20 protein-coding genes are annotated in these 21,386 nt (G+C 59.9%); 3 read left to right on the top strand and 17 right to left on the bottom strand.

The features are described from left to right. Positions 1–43: 43 nt before the first annotated feature. The 6 genes from WFJ47_RS06225 to iolE form a co-directional block, all read right to left on the bottom strand. On the bottom strand, positions 44–784 hold the full coding sequence (locus WFJ47_RS06225; RefSeq protein ID WP_336761630.1) for an SDR family oxidoreductase: 741 nt from the start codon (positions 782–784) through the stop codon (positions 44–46). Then, positions 781–1,116, bottom strand: a complete 336-nt coding sequence (locus WFJ47_RS06220) for a carboxymuconolactone decarboxylase family protein (protein WP_336761628.1) — start codon at positions 1,114–1,116, stop codon at positions 781–783. The genes WFJ47_RS06225 and WFJ47_RS06220 overlap by 4 nt, the downstream gene beginning before the upstream one ends. A 197-nt stretch (positions 1,117–1,313) precedes the next feature. After that, positions 1,314–2,315 (bottom strand): inositol 2-dehydrogenase, encoded by a 1,002-nt coding sequence (gene iolG / locus WFJ47_RS06215; RefSeq protein WP_336761627.1) that lies wholly within the window; start codon positions 2,313–2,315, stop codon positions 1,314–1,316. Between the two features lie 18 nt (positions 2,316–2,333). Continuing rightward, positions 2,334–3,368 carry a Gfo/Idh/MocA family oxidoreductase gene (locus tag WFJ47_RS06210; RefSeq protein ID WP_336761626.1) on the bottom strand — a complete coding sequence of 345 codons (1,035 nt, stop codon included), beginning with the start codon at positions 3,366–3,368 and terminating at the stop codon, positions 2,334–2,336. A 45-nt stretch (positions 3,369–3,413) separates the two neighbouring features. Further along, positions 3,414–4,589, bottom strand: a complete 1,176-nt coding sequence (locus tag WFJ47_RS06205; protein ID WP_336761624.1) for a Gfo/Idh/MocA family oxidoreductase — start codon at positions 4,587–4,589, stop codon at positions 3,414–3,416. 13 nt (positions 4,590–4,602) lie between these two features. Continuing rightward, positions 4,603–5,541 (bottom strand): myo-inosose-2 dehydratase, encoded by a 939-nt coding sequence (gene iolE / locus WFJ47_RS06200; RefSeq protein WP_336761622.1) that lies wholly within the window; start codon positions 5,539–5,541, stop codon positions 4,603–4,605. Between the two features lie 202 nt (positions 5,542–5,743). Here iolE and WFJ47_RS06195 point away from each other — a divergent pair, with 202 nt between their 5' ends. Next, positions 5,744–6,757 carry a LacI family DNA-binding transcriptional regulator gene (locus WFJ47_RS06195; protein WP_336761620.1) on the top strand — a complete coding sequence of 338 codons (1,014 nt, stop codon included), beginning with the start codon at positions 5,744–5,746 and terminating at the stop codon, positions 6,755–6,757. A gap of 188 nt (positions 6,758–6,945) precedes the next feature. On the opposite strand, the gene WFJ47_RS06190 is transcribed toward WFJ47_RS06195, so the two are convergent. From WFJ47_RS06190 to WFJ47_RS06180, 3 genes are read right to left on the bottom strand one after another with little or no spacing between them, the layout of a single operon-like run. Further along, positions 6,946–8,385: a cytochrome c gene (locus tag WFJ47_RS06190; protein WP_336761618.1), complete on the bottom strand. Its 1,440-nt coding sequence runs from the start codon at positions 8,383–8,385 to the stop codon at positions 6,946–6,948. A gap of 3 nt (positions 8,386–8,388) precedes the next feature. Next, on the bottom strand, positions 8,389–9,999 hold the full coding sequence (locus WFJ47_RS06185; protein WP_336761616.1) for a GMC family oxidoreductase: 1,611 nt from the start codon (positions 9,997–9,999) through the stop codon (positions 8,389–8,391). A gap of 7 nt (positions 10,000–10,006) precedes the next feature. Next, the gene (locus WFJ47_RS06180) at positions 10,007–10,576 is read right to left on the bottom strand and encodes a sugar dehydrogenase complex small subunit (RefSeq protein WP_336761614.1); all 570 of its coding nucleotides are present in this window, start codon (positions 10,574–10,576) and stop codon (positions 10,007–10,009) included. A 249-nt stretch (positions 10,577–10,825) separates the two neighbouring features. Here WFJ47_RS06180 and WFJ47_RS06175 point away from each other — a divergent pair, with 249 nt between their 5' ends. Next, on the top strand, positions 10,826–11,866 hold the full coding sequence (locus tag WFJ47_RS06175; RefSeq protein WP_336761612.1) for a LacI family DNA-binding transcriptional regulator: 1,041 nt from the start codon (positions 10,826–10,828) through the stop codon (positions 11,864–11,866). Between the two features lie 527 nt (positions 11,867–12,393). Beyond that, positions 12,394–13,470 carry a tyrosine-protein phosphatase gene (locus WFJ47_RS06170; RefSeq protein ID WP_336761611.1) on the top strand — a complete coding sequence of 359 codons (1,077 nt, stop codon included), beginning with the start codon at positions 12,394–12,396 and terminating at the stop codon, positions 13,468–13,470. 167 nt (positions 13,471–13,637) lie between these two features. Here the strand turns inward: WFJ47_RS06170 and WFJ47_RS06165 are convergent, their stop codons facing one another. The 8 genes from WFJ47_RS06165 to WFJ47_RS06130 form a co-directional block, all read right to left on the bottom strand. Next, on the bottom strand, positions 13,638–15,098 hold the full coding sequence (locus WFJ47_RS06165) for a catalase (protein ID WP_336761610.1): 1,461 nt from the start codon (positions 15,096–15,098) through the stop codon (positions 13,638–13,640). 351 nt (positions 15,099–15,449) lie between these two features. Further along, a complete protein-coding gene (locus tag WFJ47_RS06160) occupies positions 15,450–15,863 on the bottom strand; it encodes a periplasmic heavy metal sensor (protein WP_127103312.1) in 414 nt (137 codons plus the stop codon). Between the two features lie 35 nt (positions 15,864–15,898). Next, on the bottom strand, positions 15,899–16,408 hold the full coding sequence (locus tag WFJ47_RS06155; protein WP_336761608.1) for a hypothetical protein: 510 nt from the start codon (positions 16,406–16,408) through the stop codon (positions 15,899–15,901). After that, a complete protein-coding gene (locus tag WFJ47_RS06150) occupies positions 16,405–16,989 on the bottom strand; it encodes a sigma-70 family RNA polymerase sigma factor (protein WP_336761606.1) in 585 nt (194 codons plus the stop codon). The genes WFJ47_RS06155 and WFJ47_RS06150 overlap by 4 nt, the downstream gene beginning before the upstream one ends. A gap of 334 nt (positions 16,990–17,323) precedes the next feature. Then, complete coding sequence (locus WFJ47_RS06145; protein WP_336761604.1) at positions 17,324–18,166, bottom strand: TIM barrel protein; 843 nt, start codon at positions 18,164–18,166, stop codon at positions 17,324–17,326. A gap of 29 nt (positions 18,167–18,195) precedes the next feature. Beyond that, a complete protein-coding gene (locus WFJ47_RS06140) occupies positions 18,196–18,585 on the bottom strand; it encodes a tautomerase family protein (protein ID WP_127103308.1) in 390 nt (129 codons plus the stop codon). 59 nt (positions 18,586–18,644) lie between these two features. Continuing rightward, positions 18,645–19,766: a Gfo/Idh/MocA family protein gene (locus tag WFJ47_RS06135; protein ID WP_127103307.1), complete on the bottom strand. Its 1,122-nt coding sequence runs from the start codon at positions 19,764–19,766 to the stop codon at positions 18,645–18,647. A gap of 16 nt (positions 19,767–19,782) precedes the next feature. Continuing rightward, on the bottom strand, positions 19,783–21,249 hold the full coding sequence (locus WFJ47_RS06130) for a sugar porter family MFS transporter (RefSeq protein WP_336761601.1): 1,467 nt from the start codon (positions 21,247–21,249) through the stop codon (positions 19,783–19,785). Between the last annotated feature and the right edge of the window lie 137 nt (positions 21,250–21,386).

The raw sequence follows: 21,386 nt of genomic DNA, 5'->3' as shown, positions 1-21,386 counted from the left end.
ACCCCATCGCCCCAAACGTGGAATGAGGATCGGGGGACCGAGATCAGTATTGCTGTGCCGTGGGGCGGAAGAGGATTTCGTTGATATCAACCTCGTCCGGCTGGCTCATGGCGAACACCACGCAGGACGCAAAGGATTCAGGCGGGATCGCATAATTCTCGTAGAATTCCTTCATCGAGCGGGCCGTGTCCTCATCGGTCACGCTGTTGGGGAGTTCCGTTGCGACCGCCCCCGGGGAGATGATGGTTGTGCGGATATTATAGGGTTTGACTTCCTGTCTCAGCCCTTCGGACACCACGCGCACCGCACTCTTCGTTGCTGAATAGACAGCGCCGCCCGGCCCGACCTTGTGCCCCGCCACGGAAGAGACATTGATGATATGACCGCTCTTCTGCTTCTGCATCTGGGGCAGGACGGCGGCAATGCCATAGAGCGTACCCTTGAGATTGACGTCGATCATGCGATCCCAATCCTCGATACGGCGCTTTTCGAGCGGAGAGTGCGGCATGAGTCCGGCATTGTTGATCAGCACGTCCACCCTCCCATGCAGGGCGATGGCGTGATCGACGAGCGCCTGCACCTGCGCGCTGTCGCTGACATCGGTCTTCCTGACGGCATCACGCCCGATCGACAGATCATCGGCGAGCGTCTCGAGACGGTCGAGACGACGCGCACCCAGAACGAGCTTTGCCCCTTCAGCCGCGAGACGACGCGCAACCGCCTCGCCCAGCCCGCTGCTTGCGCCGGTTACAACCACCACTTTCCCTGCAATCTGTGCGCTCATGATGCTGCGTCCTTCCTGTCCTCGAAAATCTGTCTGGCGAGCGCGAGCGCCGAAGACGCTGTGGGCCAGCCGGAATAAAATGCGAGATGGGTGATGATCTCGATGATTTCCTCCCGGGTCACACCGGTATCGAGAGCCTTGCGCAGATGAAAACCGAGCTCATTGCCGCGATAAAGCGCAATCAGACAGGTTATGGTGACCATGCAACGATCGCGCTGAGACAGGCCGGGCCGGGCCCATACCTCATCGAAAAGCACCGTATCGGTATAGCGAGCCAGATCCGGGGCGATATCGCCAAACGCCTGACGTGCAGTGGTGGATGGTTCAGCCATGATCAGGCCCTCCCCCTCTTTCTGTGGAACGTGAAGGACCATAGCCTCGACCGGACGCACCCGATTAGATCATGAATTCAGCATGAGCCTATGCCTGAAATTCATGAAACCCCATACCAGGAAGGGCCGATTGACCGGGGGCGCACCCGCGCCCGGCAGGGGGCCAACCAAGCTGCCTCTGCGGACGCATTTCCTGTTCACCCCAGTTCCCTCACAGATACAGGCCTGTTCTCCTGCATTGATAACAGCGCTGCTTCGGCGAGCCTCTGCGCCTCGACACCGTCCTGCATCGTGGCCAGAGGCTTGACCCCTGAAACGATCATGGCGTGGAACGCCTTCATCTCAGCGCGATAGGCACTGGCAAAGCGTGTGATGAAATTGCTCACCGGTGGCGCCGTAAGAAAGCCTTGCGCGTCGGCTCTGACAATCTGGGTTGCTGGATGATTCCTGATTGTAAATACGGCTCTTTCGCAGACGACTTCGAGCCGCTGATCATAGCCGAAGGCGGCATGACGGGCATTGATCATCTGCACCAGGCGGCCAGAGCTGGCGCGCAGGGTGATCATCGCCGTGTCGATATCTCCTGCCGCGCCGATTGCCGGGTCAATCAGGCAGGCCCCCGTGGCAGAAACCGAGACGATTTCCTCATCCAGCAGATAACGGGTCATGTCAAAATCATGGATTGCCTGATCGCGGAACAATCCGCCCGAGGACTGGATATAGGCAAGCGGCGGTGGCGCGGGATCCCTGGTATGCATGACGATATGCTGCGCACGACCGGCCTCCCCGGAAGCGATGCTCTGGCGCAGTTGCATGAATTCTGGATCATAACGACGCTGAAAGCCCAGCATGACCGGGCTACCCGCGTGCTGAATGATGCGGGCCGTCTCAACGACTTGCGCAAATTCCAGGCTTACAGGCTTCTCGCAGAAGACCGGCTTTCCTGTTCTGGCCGCAAGATGCAGGAAACGTGCATGCGTATCCGTCGGACTGGCGATGACATAGGCGTCGATATCAGGGTCGGAAAAAATAGCCTCGGGCTCGCGCAGGGACGCTCCGCTGCGCGCCAGCAAGGACTCGCGCGCCTCAGAGGCCACAGGATCGGCCAGAGCCGACAAGGTGATGTCAGGTATCGAGAGTAGATTATCGGCATGGACCTGGCCGATACGACCAGCGCCGAACAGGGCGATCGAAACCATGAGAAGCGCCTCCCTCTATCAGGCGAATGGCGCATCTGCGCGTGTTGCGTGACCGGCCGCCCGTGCGCGATCCATGGTCTCCAGTGCCAGGAGCGAAGCCGAGAGCGGTCGAATGGGCGATTGCGTCATGCCCTGGCCGAGACACCAGGCCATGTGCTCGACCTGAAAATGCAGACCGTCATAGGCGGAACGCGGCTCGTCGAATGTGAGGGTCCTGCCAGGATCATTCGCGCTCAAGACAAAGGGACCCGGAGTATAGAATTTCCCGGCCAGGGTGATCATGCCCTCACGCCCTGCGATGACGGCTCCGCAAGGTGTGTGGGACAACAGGCTGGTATGCAGCACCGCCTGGGCTCCCCCACGATACTGAAACAGCATGCCGGTCTGACCATCCACGCCACTCTCGGCTCGTGTGCTATGAGCCATGACCTGATCGGGACGCCCCAGAATGCCGGTCGCCAGTCCGATCACATAAGTGCCCAGATCGAGCATCGGTCCCCCACCGAGATCAGCGCGCATGATACGATGCTCAGGCGGAAAGAACTCACCGTGATCGGCCATGACGGTAACGATCTCGCCGATGAGCCCCTCGGCGAGAACTTTCCGTAAGACGGAAAATTTAGGCAGGAAATCTGTCCAGTATGCTTCCATCAGGAAGACATGCCGCGCACGCGCCAGCTCGACCAATTCGCGCGCTTCCGCCGCCGACACGCAAAGCGGCTTCTCCACCAGAACGGGCTTTCCCGCCTCAATCGCTCGGCGTGCCATCTCGAAATGAAATGGATGGGGCGTGGCAATGTAGAGCGCATCGATCCGCGGATCAGCGCTCATGGCGCCGTCGAAGCTGTGGGGGATATCGAAGCGTCGTGCGAACGCCGCCGCGCGTGCGCCATCGCGGGATTCGATCCCCATGATCTTCTGGTTGGTGAAACGCTGAACCGACTGAACAAAACGCTCCGCGATCCAGCCTGGCCCGATGACGCCCCATCTGAGCGCAGGGATCGCGGAGGGGTCGAGGCAATCGGGTTCAGGCAGGCTGACAGGAAATCTCATGGCTTCTGATCCTTCCAAGGGACGTGTCATCGCATGGTGGCAAGCTCATTCACCAGGCGGTACGGTCTCCCAGCGTCGGCTGTGCAGGGAATTTTCCATGGCATCCATGATCTGCTGGTTACGCAGGCCAAAATCGAAAGCCGGAAAGCATGTCTCGTCCTGCATGATCCCCATGATCAGGTCATGAATCTCGATGACCTTCACATCGAAATATCCGAGCCCGCCCCCGCCAAAATCGAACCCGAAAAAGGCCGAAAACTGGGGAACCTGACTCCCGACCAGAAGGGTGCGGAACCCTCTGTCGGTCTTGTCGTCCGCAACGCGAAAGAGCTTGAGTTCATTGAAGCGTTCGCCATCCATGATGAGCGTGCCCTCGGTTCCCGACACCTCCCAGTACACACCAAAGATCTTGCCCGCCGCGATACGCGACGCCTCGATCGTTCCGCCCGCTCCACTCGCAAACTGTACCAGAGCCTGGATCTGGTCCTCGTTTTCCACATCGGCCCACACCGCGTCTTTTCCTGCAGTGGCGCCATAGCCTGAGCCTCCATCAGGTACAGGCCTTTGCCGAAACATGGTCTGGCTCTGGGCGATGGTCGCGCTGATATCTCCCATCAGATACTGGCCCACCGCCACCACATGGGAGCCAAGATCCCCCAGAGCGCCCGAGCCCGCCTCGCTTCTTTTGAGTCGCCAGGAGAAGGGTAGAGTCGGATCGTTGTAAAACCCTTGATCGAACCAGGCCCTGAACCGCGCGGGTCGGCCGATATCGCCCCGATCGATGATCTGTTTTGCGTAGAGTGCGGCGGGCGTCTTCATATTGTTGAAGGCCACCATGGTCTTCACCCCGGCCTTGCGCGCAGCCTCGGTCATCTCCCTCGCGTCGGCTGCACTGAGTGCCAGCGGCTTCTCGCAATAGACGTGCTTGCCAGCGGCGATTGCCGCCAGTGCCATTTCCTTGTGGAACAGGTTGGGGGAGGTAATATCCACCACGTCGATCGCCGGATCATCGACCAGAGCGCGCCAATCTCCGGTCGAGCGCTCAAATCCGAAACGTCTGGCTGCGCGCTCCGCCAGTTCCGGCGTGGCGTCGGCCAACATGGCCAGATGAGGGATCGCAGGCAGATCGCGATACAGCATGGCCGCGCGACGATACGCATCGGCATGGGCCTGCCCCATGAAACCCGACCCGATCAGACCGATGTTCAGATGCTTTTTCATCGTGGCTCAGCCCTCAGACGGAAGCGAGCGCTTGGGCGAAACACGACTCGATTGCCGCCCGCCCTCGCGTGACAGCAGCCAGAGGCGGTGCCAGTGCCGGGTCCTGTTCAGCCTCGACAACCATCCAGCCCCGATAGCCACTCTGAACGACGAATTGCGCGAGGGGCGAAAAGTCGATGCATCCATCACCCGGCACCGTGAACATGCCGGCGCGCACGGCAGCGTTGAAGCTCATGTCCTGGCCCCGTACCCGCTCCAGAATGGCCGGGCGCACATCCTTCAGATGGATATGGCAGATACGTGCCCCGTAGCGGTCGATCAGCCGTCGGTAATCGAACCCAGCGGCCATGGCATGACCTGTGTCCAGAAGCAGCCCCGTCTCGACCGACAGCGCATCGAAAAGCGCACAGATCTCCTGCAAATTCTCGGCCACCATCATCAGATGGTGATGATACGCCAGTCTCACCCCATATCGGGCCCGCAGCAGGGCATCGAACGCGCTCAGCCGATGCGCATAGGCTTTCATTGCCTCGCGATCCAGAACCACCCGTCGCGACATCGGCTCGTCCAGGGGGGCCGCAGACGGCGTCATGGCCCCGCACTCGCCATACACCATGGTCTGGCATCCCAATGCGCGCAGAAGCTGGGCGTGGCTTGCCACATCTTCCCACTCTTCCTCGACGCTCCGCTCCGCAAGGCGGCCTGAATACCAGCCCGAGGCCAGAGAGAGGTGATGCGCCTCAAGAATGGGCCCCAGTTCCGAAACCGTGCGCGGATATTTCCGGCCAAGCTCCGTTCCCTCATATCCGGCTTCCGCCATCTCGCTCAGGCAGCGCGCCAGAGGTGTATCGTCCCCCAAATCCTCCAGAACGTCATTCGTCCAGGAGAGCGGACTGCACCCCAGCCTCACCCCCTTGGGCATCCCACCCTTTCCGGTTCTCGATCCCATCATTTCACTCCTGCCCCGCATCCGGGTCTCGCGCGACATCCTCGTCTGGCACCTGTCGCTGCCACGCCGACCGGACGGCCGCGCTGTCTGTCCTGAAGCGACGCTATGAGGGGAAGAGGCGGGGAGCACGCACAGAATTGATGTGTTCGCATCAATGAAATGAGATAGATCACATGAAGAAGATCACATTCCCGTTGGGAGCGTCATGTCGCAGCGTGCTACGATACAGGATATCGCCCGTTACTCCGGTGTCTCGACCGCCACGGTCGACCGCGTCATCAACGGACGCGGTGGCGTACGACTCGACAAGGAGCGTGTCGTCCTCGAAGCGGCAAGGGAGCTTGGAGATGGGCGCCGTCTGGTAGCGCTCCACGCCCGGCTGGCCCGCATTGCCGTTGTGACCCAACCCCCCGGCAACCCGTTTCATGCGGCCTTGCAGGAGGCCTTTCGCACCATCATGCCCGCCTATCGCGAGCAGAACATCGCCTGTTTCGAGCACCATGCCGCCATCAACCAGCCGGAACGCGCCGCTTCTCTCATTCGCGCGCTTGCACGCGATTATGACGGGCTGATCCTCTGTCTGCCCGACCATCCCTCGATCCGTCAGGCCGTGACCGATACCGGTCGCAAGCTCCCGATCATCACCATTGCCTCCGACATCACCGCCTCCGAGCGCCTCGCCTATATCGGCTCGGATAATCATCGTGCGGGCCGGATTGCTGCCGACATGATGGGGCGGTTGCTCGGCCCCCGATCAGGGCGGGTCGCGCTGATTGCCGGCACGATGCATTATATCGGCCATCAACAGCGCTATACGGGCTTCATGGAGGCCCTCGACGAGCGTTATGCCGCGCTCTGCGCCACACCCGCGCTGGAATGCCTGGAAAACGACGACCGTGCCGCTGACGCGGTTCATGCCTTGCTTCAGGAGCATCATGATATCGTTGGAATCTATCATTTTTCCACCGGGGCCGATGCGATCGCGCGGCTGCTCGAGCGGTCGGGCATGGCTGACAAGCTGATTTTCATCACCCATGAGCTGACACCCCATCGCGCCACATTGCTCAGATCTGGCACCATCGACCTCGTTCTGGATCAGAACCCGATGCTCGAGGCGCGTACCGCGCTCTCGACACTCAGCCACCATCTTGGCCGCAGCCCTGCCCCGCTCGATGGCCCGCTCATTCCGCTCTCGGTCCATACAAGGGAAACCGTCTGAGGAGAGAGGCACCGGGATTTTGCCCCTCCTTCAAATCACGAGACAGGGTCGAGGAGGGCGCACGGGCTTCCTGGGAAGCGTGACAAAGCCCGGCAAGCATCGAGGACAGAAAAAGCCCCTTTCATCGTGCTCCCTTCCCACCCCGACGAAGCGCCATCGCCGTTTCGAAACCCTTATCGCCGAGGGCGCTAGGGACGGGCCTGGGCGGGGAAGTCAGCGGTATCGAAGCGGCGCAAGGCGGCGATATCGGCGGGGCTGGGCGTGAGGGGGCTGGATGCGAACTCCGTGGTGACGAAGCGCACCAGATTGGCGATCTGCTGATCGGTCAGGTCATGCCGGTAAGCGGACATACGGGCCGGGCCATCGGCTCCATCACGATGCACACCAGCCAGAATGGTCATGACCAGATTATTGGGGCGGGAAGACCGAACGGCACTGCTTTGTCGCAGCGACGGATAGAAATCGTCATGCGTGCCGCGCCCGTCGATCTGGTGGCAGCTGGCGCAGGCCGCCATATAGAGTGCAGCCCCGTCCTCGATATCGCGATAATTGCGCCTGTCTGCATAAGGTCCGGGCCTGGCGTCACGCTCCTGGCGAGCCTGATTGCGGACTGCCCGATCAGTCGGAGAATCATTCTGATAGGCGCGTGCAGTATCCATATCGGAGTGCAGTACCTTCCCGATCGTCGCAGTACGATCCTGCTGGCGCAGATAGACAGTGATGGCTTGGAGATCGGCTTCTGTCAGGAAACGCAGGGAGTGCTCGACTGCCTCGCCCATGGGGCCAGCTGCCACGCCTTTGTCACGTGCGTGGCCGGTACGCAGGTAGCTCTCGATATCCGTGTTGCGCCACCCCGCAAGAGGGCCGTGCGGTCCGGCAGCGATATCCGGGGCGTACCATCCGCCAACCCGAGCGCCCTCGAGCTTATGGCCTGATTTCGCTGCCATCATGAAATTGCGCGGCGTGTGGCAGGTGCCGCAATGGGCAACGGCCTCGACCAGATAGCGCCCTCTCGCCTGTTCGGTCGTTTCCCCAGGGTGAGGCTCGAAGCGCCTGGAATCGAGATAGAGCCAGTTCCAGACACGCATGAGGCTCCGCATGTTATAGGGAAAGCGAAGCGCGGTGACCGGCCCCCCGGATGTCTCGACCGGTGCAATCGCACTGCCCAGATAGACATAAAGAGCGTGGATATCCGCATCGGTCATGCCGACATAGGAATCATAAGGCATCGCCGGATAAAGACGCCTGCCACTGACCGAAACGACCTCGCGCAAGGCGCGGGAGAAGGCCGCCTCGGACCAGCCGCCGATACCATGCGTCAGGGAGGGCGTGATATTGCTCGAATAGATCACCCCCATGGGAGACTGGATGCCATAGCCACCCGCAAAGGGGGCGCCGCCGGGCTTTGTGTGGCAGGCCACGCAATCGGCAGCGCGGGCGAGATAGGCCCCCCGGTCGAGCACAGCGCGATCAGCGGCCTGTGCCGGAGTAGGGAACGCGACGAGGCCGACCAGACCCAGACCCAGACCCAGACCCAGACCCAGACCCAGACCCAGACCCAGACCCAGACGAAAAATATTGGTGAGAGGAGAAATAAGGCGGGATGGTGCAAAGCGGAGAGGCGCCATGACTCAGATCTCCTTCAGCATGATAGCGGCCGAACGGAGGGACAGTGCACAGCCCGTCAGGGTCGGATTAACGACCGAAGCGGCGGGCATGAGTCCTGTCGTCGCAATGAAGAGATTATCGTGGTCATGACTGCGCCCCTCATGGGTCACCACGGAGTCGCGCGGATCGCTACCCATGATGACGGTCCCCATGGGGTGATCGCGATTTTCCCAGATTGTTAGATTCTGATCGAAAATCTCCCCGCCCAGCAGGCGCAGGAAGTTTGCGTAATCCTTCTTGATCACTGCCCCGGCAGCGCGGGCATAATCATTCACATCGTAATGGATATCCATGAGCGGCAGACCATAGAAGTCCCGTTTGGTCGCGCTCAGGCTCATCCGGTTCGTAGGCTCGGGCAGCATTTCGATATTCGAATCCATGAAGACCCAGCGCGCAGCCATATGCCGGATTTTCGCATCCAGTTCCGGACCGATGATCCCCTGTGAGATGAGCCTTTCCGTGATCTGGACATTCCCGACGAAATTGCCGACCTCATGGCGGATGCATCCGTGCCTGCTGCGAAAATCGCCATCGCGCCATTTGAGCACATCGCCCTGTTGCACAGGGCCGCGCCCCGACCACATAGGCTCATCTGCAATCATGGCGAGGGAAAAGGCGTTATGGTCCATGAGATTGCGGCCGACCATGCCGGACGAATTCCCCACATCGGATAGCAGCATGAGGCGTGGCGTCTCGAGCGCATGGGCCGCAACCAGAACCATGCGCGCGGTCAGGCGAATGGAACGTTTCTGGGGCGTGTAATAATGCACCGCGGCGATACGCCGGCCATCCGGGGTCTTTTCGAGGCGATAGACCGTCGCATCGCTGATCAGCTTCGCCCCGGCACGTTCGGCCTTTGTCGCATGCCGGTCGCCGCTGTATTGCGCACCGATGGGGCAGATGGGCGAGCAATTATTGTTCCCTACGCAGGCAGGCCGATCCTCATAGGGATCGGTGGCGCGCCCATTGGGCTGATAGGTGAACGGATATCCCCCGATCGCCACCCGGTCACGAAAGCGCTGGCTGAAATATCCAAGAGCCTGCGGCCTGACAGGATAAGGCGCCTGACGAGGAGGATAAGGGGCACCGCCCTTGCCGCTGTAATCGGCGGCATCATCACCCGATACCCCCATCTCGATCTCGGCCTGGTGATAATACGGCTCCAGATCCTCATAGGCGATGGGCCAGTCACGCCCCACACCGTAAAGCGTTTTCAGACGAAAATCATTGGGAAGCAGACGCCAGCACGCGCCGCCCCAATGCCAGGTGGTGCCTCCCACCATGCGCAGCATGCCGGGCACATATTCGATAGGCCCATGATTGGTGATGTAGTCCGGCACGAAGGAACTCGGTGCCCAGGGTTCGTTGGGATATGGCTGGTTACGATTGCCCGCATCGGTGCTGACATTGCCGCACTCACGGAAACTGTCGAGAATCTTCCATCGCGGCACATGTGTGCCCGCCTCGAGGATGATGACCGACTTGCCATTGCGAGCGAGGTGATGCGCGGCGAGGCTCCCGATGACGCCCGATCCCACGACGATGACATCCGCATCGTATTCTTGCTGTGCCATCAGAATATCAATCCGTTTCGAGTGACAGGGGCGGCTGCGCCCAGAAACCGGGACCGCCCCGTGCGTAGGTCGGGAGCACAGTCACGTCAGAGGTGGGCCGCCACATCATCGCCCCCTCATAGGTAATGAAGGCTGGCGTCCCGGCCTCGGCACGGGGGAGCATCGGCCCCACCCGCCCCAGATACCAGGCTGCGACAATCTCGACCGAGACCTCGTGGAGGGCTTTTTCGGCCCGGAGCCCGGAGGCCGCGTAATCTTGCGAGCGATGGATGCCGCGCTGCCTCATGGCCTCTGCCAGAAGGCGATAGCGCGCGGGGAATTCGGGATGTCTGGCCAGAAGCGCCACCCAGACGCGGGGAACGAGGGCCTCATCAAGATCCTCATGGCCAGTCAGCGCCATCGATACCGAATGAAAGTCAGGCGGACAGGCGCCCGCTCCAGGCAGCACCCCGAAGCGTGCATCAGAGCGCGCATCAGAGCGCGCATCAGACGCGGCTCTTGTCAGGGCGGGAAAGGCAAGAAACGGCAGCGCCGCCACACCACAGCCCAGAAACCCCCGTCTCGTTGTGTTTACCATGAGATATCCTGCCATGACGCTCCGATTGGAGCCCGTTCTCCTGCGGGGCGGCTTTAGTCGGGAAACCGCCTGAAACGATTTCTCATGCCCTCTACCGACGTTCAGGTCGGACTGAGGGAAAGACCTCACCTGTCGTCACGCCTGTTTGATCAGGCACCCGCGCTAATCGGCGTTACTCTATCCGTACGGGTGGGACGCGAACGATCATCGTAATGATCTGATCTCATCATCACGGTGGGACGGGGACATATGCTGGACAAGATCACACCGGAAAATGGCCGACGAAAACGTGCGACATTGCGGGATATCGCTGCCCTGGCCGGCGTAGGCACGGCAACGGTCGAGCGGGCTCTGAATAATCGAGGCAATGTGCGCCCGGACACCTGTCGCCGTATTCTTGGTATCGCGCGTGATCTCGATTATTTTCCCACCCTGCCAAGCCTGCATCAGGGTGTCCTGAGGGTCGATGTTCTGCTGGTGCGTCCCGACACGCTTTTCTACTCGCGGCTGAGCCAGTCTTTCGAGAAACTCGCCGCCTCACTCGGCAAGGATATCCAGATCCATCGCAGCTTCGTACCGGAGAGCGATGTCGAGGCTTTTGCCGCGCGGATCCAGCAGGCACCCTATCCGCGTTCCGCCCTCATTCTTGCCTGCCCCTCCCATCCGGTCATTCTCGATGCCCTCAAGCGCGTGGCGGATCAGGACATGCCTGTGATCCAGCTCATGTCACGCAATCTGGCGAGCCTGCCCTATGTCGGGATCGATAATCGCGCGGCAGGACGTACGGCGGCTCTGTGCATGACACGCGGTCTGAGGCAGCGTCCCGGGTCGGTGATCGCGCTGTGTCATTCCATGGCCTATGCCAATCATCGCGAGCGTATCGAGGGATTTTCCGAATATCTCGCGAACGCGCCCTCACCCCACCCCGAACTGAGCGAAGTCCTCTTTGATCGCGACGACCCGGAAGAGGCAGCCCGCCTTTTGCATCAGGCCATACGCGACCGTCCCGATCTGGTGGGGGTCTATACGGCCGGTGGCGATAACCTGCGTATCGGCGACGTTCTGCGTCGCCATGCCGCACGCCGTCTTTGCTGGATCGGGCATGAGGTCAATCCGATCACGCGCGGCTGCCTGATTGACGGCACAATGGATTTTGCCATCGACCAGACCCCGGAAACGCAGGCGGGGCTCGCCTTGCACCTTTGTTTGCAGAAGCTCGGGATCATCCCTTCCCTGATCGGGTTCGACCCGCCGAAATTCCGCCTAGTGACCTCGGAAAATCTAGACTGAGACAACACCCTCTGCCGAAACTATGACCCCGCTCAGAGAGGATGAACCGCGCGGGGCGGACAGCGTCCTCCGCATAAGTCCGGTCGCAGGACAGTATTGGAAAATGCAAGGCCGCAGCCCTGCGTAGGAAATGACTGCCGGAGAGCAGGCTGAAGACATGAGGCGGATCAAGTAATTTTGAGGCATCTTTCAGGTCGGCTTCGCCCTCCCGATGATGACAAACAATGTCATCCTCTTTATCTCCCAATGCTCATGGAGCGATGCAAGAAAAATTTCACTATTCAGGATCCGCCCCTCGAGCAATTGTTGAATGACAGGCGAAACGGCGCTTTCAAACCGCTCCCGCGTCTTGTCCGATAGTCATGGGAGTGGCCTGACGCCCCAAATCAGCTTTGTGCCGCCTTACTGGCCGAGTGAATAGAAGCCGCGGAGCAACGCCTCATTTTTCGGCTTTGTCTCCGGCCGCGCTCATAGCAAGCCCGTTCACCTGGCCTGATTTTTACGGCCTATGAGAGAATCAAGAGAGCATGTTTCTGAAGAAAACGACCCTCGCCCTGCTGTCGATGACCACGTTGAGCTGCATTGCCATGGCCCGCGCCGAAACGCCGGGCACGACCTCCGTACAGTTGGAGATGGTCCCGCGCTATACGCTCACCTGGCCCGCATCGCTCGGTGCTGTCGATATTTTTGCCTCGCTGACACCCGATGCTTCCGCAATGAGGCCGGTGCAGCACCATGTGACAGCCCAGACTGCTCAGGTCACCGCCCCTTTCGCAGGAACGCATCGCGTCTACTTCTTCATCAAACCGGTTTCTGGCAAAGGCGGAGAATGGATAGCGAACCGCGTTCTTCCGCTCGAGGGCGTGGCGAATTTCCGCGATATGGGCGGCTATGAGACAGCCGATCATCATCATGTCCGCTGGGGAGAATTCTACCGTTCTGCAGCGCCGAGCGGCCTTACACCGGCGGATTACGCTTTCGTCGATACGCTCGGCATCAAGAGCGTGACCGATCTGCGCACTCAGGCCGAACAACAGAAACAGCCGACCCATTGGCTGGGGGCGTCTCCTGCTTTCTTTCCCTCGGACAAACCGACCCTGCCCGCTGACATGACCGACCGCTCAAAGCTCGCGACGCTTGATGAGCCTCAGGCAAAGGCGCTGATGGAGAGCTTCTATACAAAGATGCCCGCGCTTTACGCACCCGAGCTCAAAGGAATCTTTGCCCGTCTTCTGGCGCATCAGACGCCCACACTGACCCATTGCACCGCCGGCAAGGATCGCACCGGTTTCGCCTCGGCGCTAATCCTCTACGCGCTGGGTGTGCCGGAGGAGACGATCCTCCATGATTACGCCATGAGCGGTGATCTGCTGCGGGCCCATCTGACGCCAAGCTTCAGGGCGGCCATGGCCGATCATCAAAATGGAGGCGCTATGGCCGCCTCGCCCTCCATGCGCGCGATGCTGAATTCCGACCCCGATTATCTCAAGGCGGCGTTCGCTTCGATCAGGCAGCATTACGGATCGATCGACGCCTATATGGCTCAGGAAATTGGCGTAGGCCCGCAGGAAGTGGCCACGTTGCGCCGTCTCTATCTCGATTGAGCATTCTGCGCCGCGTCATGCCATGACCATGGAGCAGCGCCGGTTTGCATCATGTTCCTGACCCGCTTGTCAGGCAGGCGCCACTGCATGACAGGGCGCAAGGCATGAAAAAGGGGAGAGCCAGAGACGGCTCTCCCCTCCTGCGCACCTCATTTCGGTGGCGTGGCTCAGCCCTTCTGGGCAAGCACCGCATCGCGGATGCGCTGACCGATTTTTTCGTCCACCTTGCTCCAATAGTCGAAGACGCGCGACAAAACCGGCTCTTCCACACCGCCAGAGATATGACCTGCAGCATTCTGGACCAGACGCTCACGGGCCGCGTCGTCCATGACCTTGTTCACCAGGGCATTGGCCTGGCTGAAATCGTCATCATCGGGGCGCAGCGTATAAGCTGCACGTACGAACTCACCATCGGCCGCCCAGACCGCATTTTCGGGGAAGCGTTCAGCGTCCGCCACCGGACCACCCTTGGAGTTGGGCACATAGACCGGATCGGAAGCGTTATGTGAGCGCATGGTCCCGCCCTTGGAGTAGGAATGAACCGGGCATTTCGGCGCATTCACCGGGATCTGCTTGTAGTTCACCCCGAGGCGCGCACGATGTGCATCGGCATAGGCGAAGGAACGCGCCAGGAGCATCTTGTCCGGCGACAGACCCGTGCCGGGCACGTAGTTGTTCGGCTCAAAGGCCACCTGCTCGATCTGCGCGAAGAAATCCGTCGGGTTGCGGTCCAGAGTGAGCTTGCCGACCTCGATCAGCGGATATTCACCCTGCGGCCAGACCTTGGTCAGATCAAACGGATTGATGTGATAGGTCTTGGCATCCTCATAGGGCATGATCTGCATCTTGAGCGTCCAGCTCGGGTTTTCACCGCGCTTGATTGCCTCGTACAGATCGCGACGGTGATAATCCGCATCGCTACCAGCCAGCTTGTCAGCCTGATCCTGCGTCAGGCACTTGATGCCCTGATCGGTCTTGAAGTGATACTTGACCCAGAAGCGCTCACCCGCCTCATTGACCCAGAGATAGGTATGGCTCGAGAATCCGTCCATGTGACGCCAGCTCGCGGGAATACCGCGATCGCCCATGAGCCAGGTGACCTGATGGGCGGATTCCGGGCTGAGCGTCCAGAAATCCCACTGCATGTCGTTGTCGCGCAGACCGTTATCGGCACGGCGCTTCTGGGAATGGATAAAGTGCTGGAACTTCATCGGGTCGCGCACGAAGAAGACGGGCGTGTTATTGCCCACCATGTCGAAATTGCCTTCCTCGGTATAGAACTTCACCGAGAAGCCACGCGGGTCGCGCCATGTGTCCGGACTGCCCGACTCACCGGCCACCGTGGAGAAACGAACGACTGTCTCCGTCTTCTGGCCTTTTTGCAGAAATTTTGCCTTGGTATAGGCGCTGACGTCATGAGTGACCTCGAAATGACCGAACGCGCCACCACCCTTGGCATGGGGCTGACGATCGGGGATCATCTCACGATTGAAGGTTGCCATCTGCTCGATGAGGTAGTGGTCGTGCAGAACAATCGGGCCATCGGCCCCGACACTGAGTGAATAATCGGTGCTGGCGACGGGTGCGCCTGAATCGGTTGTCGCGGGTTTGATGTGCGCATCAGACATCAGAATTCTCCAACAAGGATGACTGACATCATAAACGCCAGCACCGGAGTCGGTTCCGTTCTTGACTTATCGGGATATTCTGAAAATCCCTTTGATACACTGAGGAAACCTATCAACAGTTGAGAATGAAAATCATCTCTCAGTCATTATTGCTTGCAGAAGACAGCGCAATTGTTAACGTTTCTTAACAGGATCAAGTATTCAACGCAGAACATCCGGGCCTGTTCCCCGACCTGAGAGCGGTTTTCGGGTTTCTTCCCGATCTGGCGGCAGAAAAACAGCCTCGTCCAAACGGGATTGCGCTGGCGCGGACGCGGCGCGTCCTTGCAATCGGCATCCCCTCGCGCGGTCTCAGTTGCAGTGAGGATGGTTGGGGAAGGCCTGTATGAGGGCCTGACGCCCCTGAGGAGAAATGCGGGCGGTAGCGTCAATCAGGGTCATGCCGAAAACCGTCATGAAATCGTTCCATGAGACCTGCCAGTCCCGAAAATCAGCCTGAACCCTGTCCAGAGCGAACTCGGGGGCCAGCACCGCCTTGTCGAGTGCGGCACGTTTGACACCGATAGCGAGCAACTGGTCCCAATAACGGGGTTTGTCCTGCTGAAGCACCTGGGCGAATTTCTTCTGATCCTCGCGCGGAAGGCTGGCGATCAGGCCATTGATCGTGATGCGCCGGTCGATACAGACAGGGGAGCGGTTCTGGGCATAACGGATTCCCAGAAACGAGAGAAAAAACAGATTGAGCATGATCGAGGCGAGAAGCACGCCACGCGTGATCCCGGAGCTTCGCCTTGCTGCCCTCACAGACCGACCCCACCAAGCGCCGTATTCAGAACCGCCATGGTGGCGCTATCCAGAGCGTGGTCCGGCGCGGCCAGACCGAGCCATATGCCCCCAAGGCAGGACAACATACACAACCCGACAGCCGCCGGGCGCCATTCAAGACGCTCCGCCATGGCCTCAATTGCTGCGACAAACCGCACCCATAATCGGGTCTCACCAGATGAGGCCTGCCCCCTGGGCATGAATGAAGCCTGCACAGATGAAGCCTGCACAGATGAAGCCTGTATCTGCGCCATGACCGAGTGCCTCACTCTCTGCGCCGCATCCGTTAGGGCCGCCTCATTCTGACGCAGTGCCAGAGCCTGTGCGATGTCGCTATCGAGCATCCGCTCCTGCGCAAGGATATCGCGCGCCTGCGGACTGATCTCACTCAGGGCTCGCGCGGAGGCGCGCTCCTCTTCCGGCCAGCGCTCGAGAGCGCCTCCATAGGACTGGGCCAGAGATGTGAAGCGCTTAATATCCATCATGAAGACCTGGGGTTCCATTTAGATCTCATTCCTAACATCTCTTTTCGAAGCCGTGAACGCCCAGAACTCAGCAGACGCTCGACCCTTTTCCTTGAGATGCCCATCAGGCGTGCGGCTTCGGTACCCGTATGGTCCTCGCCATAGACGAGGGTTATCGCCTCTCTTTGTTGCACGGGAATCCGATCCACGGCTACCGCCAGCATGTTTTCCCATTCCTTGCGCGCTGCCTCTTCCTCAGGATTCTCTGACTCGTCGATCACATCGAAGGAGTCGGGGAGCGGATCGAACTTGCGCTTGCGGGTAAAATCGATGCAGCTGTTCATCACCACCCGGTAGAGCCACGTGGAGAACCGGGAACGCGCGCTCTCATACTGCGCCGCACTCTTCCAGATCTTGATAAAGATCTCCTGCGAGATTTCCTCTGCGGCCTCCACACTGCCGACGATGCGCGCGGCAATGCGCACCACGTGCTGACTATGCCGGGAGACGATGTGACTGAAGGCCTCCTGATCGCCCTCGCCCGACCAGCGCATCAGCACCTCATCGGTCGCATGGGCATAGCTCTGCGCCTGACTGCTCATTCAGGCAAACCTGCATCATGCATCATCACATTCGTCAAAGCCGAGATCGTCATTTCCACCTGCATATGACGGACAGGACATCTCGGCGCAGCGCGGAGGAGACATCCTATCCCGCAGCTGATACGTGGCCGCCGCATGAACCGGCCGCCATCTTGGCTCGAAATAACATGAAGTTGAAGAGGGAATCACGCTCCGCTACAGGAAGCTGCGTCAAGGGGCGAGACCGTCCATCGCGTCTTAAGGCACAGGAAGGACTGCGCCTTATCCGTCTTCAATGATGATTTGCCGATACCCCCGCACGATTTCGCCCGCGGCTTTCCTCGTGGGTGAGGACTCAGGCAGCGAGACTGAAAGCCGTCGCGAAGCGCGTCAGGGCCCGTTCGCTCTCGCCGCCTTCTGCCCAGGACTCCAGACCGATCACACCGCGATAATCGAGACGTAATAATGCACGCGCAATCGCCGGATAGTGGATCTCACCTGTTCCAGGCTCGCATCGGCCGGGCACATCCGCAACCTGAATCTCACCGATATAGGGCAGAGCCCTCTCGATGAAAGCGATCAGATTCCCTTCTCCTATCTGCGCATGATACAAATCGAGCATCAGTCTCAGCGAGGGATGATCGACGCTTCTGACCAGCGCAAGACAGTCTTCTGCCCGCCCGAAGGGGACGCCGGGGTGGTCAATCTGGGCGTTGAGATTTTCCAGAACGAACATCACCCCGTGCCGCGCGCCCAGTTCCGCCAGACGACAGAGCGTATCCCTCGCGGTCATCCACATGGCGCCATCGGGACCTGCCGCGCAGGGCAGAACCGGCAATCCGTCTGGATCGAGCCCTGTGCCATGCAGGTTGAGCCTAGGTACGCCCAGTTCCTTTGCAGCATGAATGGATTGCGTGGCCGTACGCAGCAACTCGGCCGCACCATCGCGATCGGCGAGCGTACCTCGTACATAGCCCGTCATCGAAGAAAACACGGCACCCGTTGCGGCAAGTCGTTTGAGATCCTGCCGCGTCCAGTCCCATATCTCGACCATGAAGCCTTCCCGGGAGATATGCTTCACCCGCTCGATGAAAGGCAGATCAAGAAACTGCATCTCGGCACAGACGGCCAGGGGAAAGGGGCACGCTCCTGTTTCTACGCTTTCTGGCTCGGTCCTGGAGTAGGCATCGGGCAACATGGACGTTCTTCTCCCGTGAGAATGACGGTCTAGAGCTCGCCCGTCAGAAACTGCGCCCGTCCATGACCGAACGACCAGTGCGCGTCGTTATTCTCTACAACCGAGACCATGACGTCAGAAGGCTGCATAGCACAGCTCGCCTGCAAACGATCGGTCAAATTCTTGTAGAATTCGGCGTTCTTCTGATCGCCACGCGGACGTGTGAACATCTGCAGAAGTAATACCTTCTCGGTTCTCGGTATATCCAGCCCGGTATCCTCGACGATCAGATGGGTCTTCTTGTGCTCCGAGACGATCTGATAGCGATCCCCTCGGGGGACCTCAAAGGTTTCGAGCATGGCTTCATGCGCTGCATCGAGCATGGCCTTGATATCGCTCTCGCTGCGCCCTTCGACGACATGGAAATGCAGAAGCGGCATTGTGTTTCCCTGTTTTCAGAATTCATGCCCCCGTGCCATGCACGGGGGTGAGACGTCGCTCAGAGCGTGAGCCAGCTGCGGTCCTTATGGGACATCACGGCCGCATCGATCAGGCGCTGCACTTCCCAGGCTTCACGGAAATCCGGGCTTGCCGCGCGGTTCTGATCGATGGCGCGGATGAACTCTGCCATTTCGATCGTCTTGAGATCGTTGAAGCCCAGATGATGGCCACCCGCAACGCAGAAGGCGCCGTAAGGTGCATGTTGCGGACCGGACTCGATGACCCGGAACCCGTTGCTACGGGAGTTCTCGCCAACCTTGTAGTAATGCAGTTCATTCATGCGCTCCTGACTGAAGGCGAGCGTTCCCTTGCTGCCGGAGATCTGAAAGGCGAGTTGCATGTTGCGACCCGTCGCAAGCCAGTTGGCCTGCAACGTTCCCGAGCATCCGCGCTCGAACGACACGATCATGCGGGCAATGTCATCCACCCCCACCTCCTTGCGCTCGGCGGCCCCCTGCCTGACCGGTCGCGTCTTGATGGGCGTGTCGAGCTGGGCGAAAACCTGCGAAACCGGCCCGAGCAGAAAGCGTGCGATGGCGATGATATGGCTGCCCACATCTGCTATCGCCCCCTGCCCGCCCGCCGGGTCACAGCGCCACGACCAGGGTGTTTCGGGATCGGCCATGAAACCCTCGGCGTGGATCCCGTTGAAATCGGTGATTTCGCCCAATTCCCCCGAAGCAATCATCTCGCGCGCATATTTGAGCAGAGGGTTCTTGAGGTAATTGAACCCACTGGCGGTTCGCACCCCCGCCTTCTCGGCAGCAAGCATCATTTCCTGTGCATCGGCGGCGCTGACGGCCAGCGGCTTTTCACAATGCACATGCTTGCCTGCGGCGATGGCGGCAAGCGCCATTTCCTTATGGAACAGGGTCGGTGTGGTGATCGAGACGATATCGATCTCAGGGTCCGCAACCAGGTCCCGCCATTCCGTCATGGCTTTCTGAAAGCCGAACTGATTCCTGAACTGTTCAGCCCGGGCGCCGTCGATATCGGCCACCGCATGCAGAACGGGTCTGGAGATATCATCGAAGACACTGCCGGCGGCCTGATAGGACAAGGCATGTGCCTTGCCCATGAAACCGGTGCCGATCAGACCGACGCGAAGAGATTTGCGCATGATCCTGTTCTCCTGCTCAGACGTGACGGGTCGAATTGCTGGCGACCGAAGAGGATGCCGCAAAGAGCGTGCGATGATTGATCATCGTGTCCTCGATCTTTTCCAGCGCAACGCCCTTGGTTTCGGGCACAAACTTCATCACGAACCACAGGGCGAACAGGCCCAGGATCGCGAACAGCCACATCGAGAAGGCGCCATGGAACTGCTCGGAGAGATATTTATTCTCGCTCAGCATCGGGAAGAACTGGCTAACCACGAAATTCATGCCCCATTGCGATGTCACGGCCAGACTGATGCCGACGGCACGGAAGCGATTGGGGAAGATCTCGGAAATCAGGATCCAGCATACAGGCCCCCAGGAAAGGCCGAACATGAGCATGAAGACGAGCATGCCCGAGAGCGCCATGAGCCCGGTGGACTGGGTGTAAAGCCCCCAGGACACCACAAGCAGACCGAGCACCATGCCAATCGAGCCCCAGAGCATGAGCGGCTTGCGACCATGACGATCAACGATCCACGCGCCGATGACGCAGCCGGCCAGCAGGGCGAAACCGATCCAGATTGTCTGGAACAGAGCGGCCTGGAGACTGCCGCTGGTCGATTTCAGCACCATCGGGGCGTAGTACATCATGACGTTGATGCCCGTGACCTGCTGCAGAGCGGCGATGCTGGCGCCCACGAAAATGATCCAGCGTGCACGCGCGTCGCCCAGAACCTTGGTGAAGCCAAGCGAGGATTGCGCGACTGCGCCCAGGGACTGCTTGATTTCGGCGTGAAGGTTACGGGCGTGATGCTCGTTGGAAATACGGGTAAGCGTCTTGAGCGCCTCGTCATGCCGACCCTTGAGCACATGCCAGCGCGGTGATTCCGGAATGAAGAAGATCGTGGCGCAGAACAGGATACAGGGCACGATTTCCGAGCCGAACATCCAGCGCCACCCCATGTCGAGCAGCCATTCCGGCGTGGCAGAGCGCGCGATCAGGTAATTGACGATGAATACCACGACCTGACCAAACACGATCGCGAACTGTTCCATGCTGAGCGCACGGCCACGCATGTCCTTGGGCGAAACCTCAGACATGTACATGGGGGAGACTGCCGAGGCGACGCCCACAGCGATACCGCCCAGCATGCGATAGACCACGAACCATGTGAAATCAGTCGCGAGCGCCGTTCCCACGGATTGCAGGCTGAACAGAAGGGCGCAGATGAAAAGGGTCATGCGCCGACCCAGACGATCGGCCATTGTACCCGAGATCATCGCACCGACCATGCAGCCGATGACAACGTTGGACACCGCCCAGCCAGTCTGTGCGGGAGAAAGGTGAAAATATTCCTGCAGGGGGGAAATCGCCCCCGAGATCACCGAGGTATCGTAACCGAAAAGGATACCGCCCAGGGCAGCGATGGCGCAGATACGCAGCACATAGCCCACATCATGGCGCTCCGAAGACACCATGACCACGTCTTTTACTCTTCTCATCGAAGATTCTCCTTCTCCGGCGCTTCATCGCCGGGCGGGATATTCATTGAACGGGTTGAGATGAGCTCTTGTCGGATCCTGTGCGCCCTGTGCTGCAAGCGGGCCGCTCCCTGTTTGACGCGGCAGATCCGTCCGGC

The sequence above is a fragment of the Asaia sp. VD9 genome (genome assembly GCF_037150015.1).
In the GTDB taxonomy this organism is placed as follows: domain Bacteria; phylum Pseudomonadota; class Alphaproteobacteria; order Acetobacterales; family Acetobacteraceae; genus Asaia.
This window is presented reverse-complemented; position numbering and strand designations above follow the sequence as displayed.

Excerpts from the sequence above, each read along its gene's own strand:
- iolG (WP_336761627.1), bottom strand. The coding sequence starts at position 2,315 with ATGGTTTCGATCGCCCTGTTCGGCGCTGGTCGTATCGGCCAGGTCCAT.
- WFJ47_RS06180 (WP_336761614.1), bottom strand. The coding sequence starts at position 10,576 with ATGGTAAACACAACGAGACGGGGGTTTCTGGGCTGTGGTGTGGCGGCG.
- WFJ47_RS06185 (WP_336761616.1), bottom strand. The coding sequence starts at position 9,999 with ATGGCACAGCAAGAATACGATGCGGATGTCATCGTCGTGGGATCGGGC.
- WFJ47_RS06195 (WP_336761620.1), top strand. The coding sequence starts at position 5,744 with ATGTCGCAGCGTGCTACGATACAGGATATCGCCCGTTACTCCGGTGTC.
- WFJ47_RS06170 (WP_336761611.1), top strand. The coding sequence starts at position 12,394 with ATGTTTCTGAAGAAAACGACCCTCGCCCTGCTGTCGATGACCACGTTG.
- WFJ47_RS06140 (WP_127103308.1), bottom strand. The coding sequence starts at position 18,585 with ATGCCGCTTCTGCATTTCCATGTCGTCGAAGGGCGCAGCGAGAGCGAT.
- WFJ47_RS06155 (WP_336761608.1), bottom strand. The coding sequence starts at position 16,408 with ATGATGGATATTAAGCGCTTCACATCTCTGGCCCAGTCCTATGGAGGC.
- WFJ47_RS06205 (WP_336761624.1), bottom strand. The coding sequence starts at position 4,589 with ATGAAAAAGCATCTGAACATCGGTCTGATCGGGTCGGGTTTCATGGGG.
- WFJ47_RS06225 (WP_336761630.1), bottom strand. The coding sequence starts at position 784 with ATGAGCGCACAGATTGCAGGGAAAGTGGTGGTTGTAACCGGCGCAAGC.
- WFJ47_RS06145 (WP_336761604.1), bottom strand. The coding sequence starts at position 18,166 with ATGTTGCCCGATGCCTACTCCAGGACCGAGCCAGAAAGCGTAGAAACA.
- WFJ47_RS06130 (WP_336761601.1), bottom strand. The coding sequence starts at position 21,249 with ATGAGAAGAGTAAAAGACGTGGTCATGGTGTCTTCGGAGCGCCATGAT.
- WFJ47_RS06190 (WP_336761618.1), bottom strand. The coding sequence starts at position 8,385 with ATGGCGCCTCTCCGCTTTGCACCATCCCGCCTTATTTCTCCTCTCACC.
- iolE (WP_336761622.1), bottom strand. The coding sequence starts at position 5,541 with ATGATGGGATCGAGAACCGGAAAGGGTGGGATGCCCAAGGGGGTGAGG.
- WFJ47_RS06210 (WP_336761626.1), bottom strand. The coding sequence starts at position 3,368 with ATGAGATTTCCTGTCAGCCTGCCTGAACCCGATTGCCTCGACCCCTCC.
- WFJ47_RS06175 (WP_336761612.1), top strand. The coding sequence starts at position 10,826 with ATGCTGGACAAGATCACACCGGAAAATGGCCGACGAAAACGTGCGACA.
- WFJ47_RS06165 (WP_336761610.1), bottom strand. The coding sequence starts at position 15,098 with ATGTCTGATGCGCACATCAAACCCGCGACAACCGATTCAGGCGCACCC.
- WFJ47_RS06220 (WP_336761628.1), bottom strand. The coding sequence starts at position 1,116 with ATGGCTGAACCATCCACCACTGCACGTCAGGCGTTTGGCGATATCGCC.
- WFJ47_RS06135 (WP_127103307.1), bottom strand. The coding sequence starts at position 19,766 with ATGCGCAAATCTCTTCGCGTCGGTCTGATCGGCACCGGTTTCATGGGC.
- WFJ47_RS06150 (WP_336761606.1), bottom strand. The coding sequence starts at position 16,989 with ATGAGCAGTCAGGCGCAGAGCTATGCCCATGCGACCGATGAGGTGCTG.